1 pseudogene is annotated in these 980 nt (G+C 62.0%); it reads left to right on the top strand.

The features are described from left to right. Window positions 1-270: 270 nt before the first annotated feature. Window positions 271-980: pseudogene (locus AC1DTN_RS37345) on the top strand (NADP-dependent oxidoreductase); the annotation flags it as partial.

Raw genomic sequence — 980 nt, 5'->3', positions numbered from 1 at the left:
ATGGCTGACCGTCGCCGTCTCATCCGCTGATCATCGTGATGAGGTGATCGAGCTTATGAGCATGAAGCGACCTCCTCAGTTACGCCTCTAAAGATTGCGGGAGTACAGGCAGTTGAAGCGGCTTTTTGCGGTCGCTGGCGAAGTTGGCGAAAAGCCCTACGCGAACGCGCGGCGCCTCAGGGCGCTGGCAATCTGATTGACGTCGCGAGGATGGTTTTTTCGTCGTCACAACATTTCCATCCCAGAGACGATCGACTCAGGAGGTTACTCATGAAGGCAATAGTTGTAACGGACCAGGCAGCAGGAACGGCGGGGATGAAGTTGGCCGAACTATCCGAGCCGCGGGCGGCGATAAACGACGTCATCGTTCAGATTCATGCTTCGGGATTCGTCCCGACCGAGCTGGAGTGGCCTTCGACCTGGACCGATCGCCGCGACCGTGACCGAACACCGTCAATCCCCGGGCACGAGTTGGCTGGAGTGGTCACCGCCCTCGGCTACGGCACAACGGGATTGTCGATAGGACAGAGAGTGTTCGGCCTCGCGGACTGGCATCGCGATGGCACCCTGGCCGAGTACGTGGCCATCGAGGCACGTAACCTCGCACCACTGCCGGGCGACGTTGACTTTACAGTGGGCGCGAGCTTGCCGATCTCGGGGCTCACCGCGTTGCAGGGACTGTTTGAACACGGCTGCCTTCGGGCGGGGCACAGTGTTATCGCGCACGGCGCGGCCGGCGCGGTCGGTTCGATGGTGACCCAGCTCGCGCGAGAGGCCGGCGCCCACGTCATCGGCACCGGACGCGCGGCCGACCGCCAGAACGCGCTCGACTTCGGCGCGCAGGAGTTTATCGACCTCGACAACGATATGCTTGAAGACGTTGGTGGCGTCGATCTGGTGTTCGACGTCATCGGCGGCGAGATTGGTAAACGGTCCGCGCCTGATTCGAGCCGGCGGAACGCTGGTGTCCGTCATTGGAC

It is taken from the genome of Rhizobium sp. 01T444, assembly GCF_056398305.1.
Note: the sequence above shows the minus strand (reverse complement) of the source record. Positions and strands in the feature narration are given on the sequence as shown.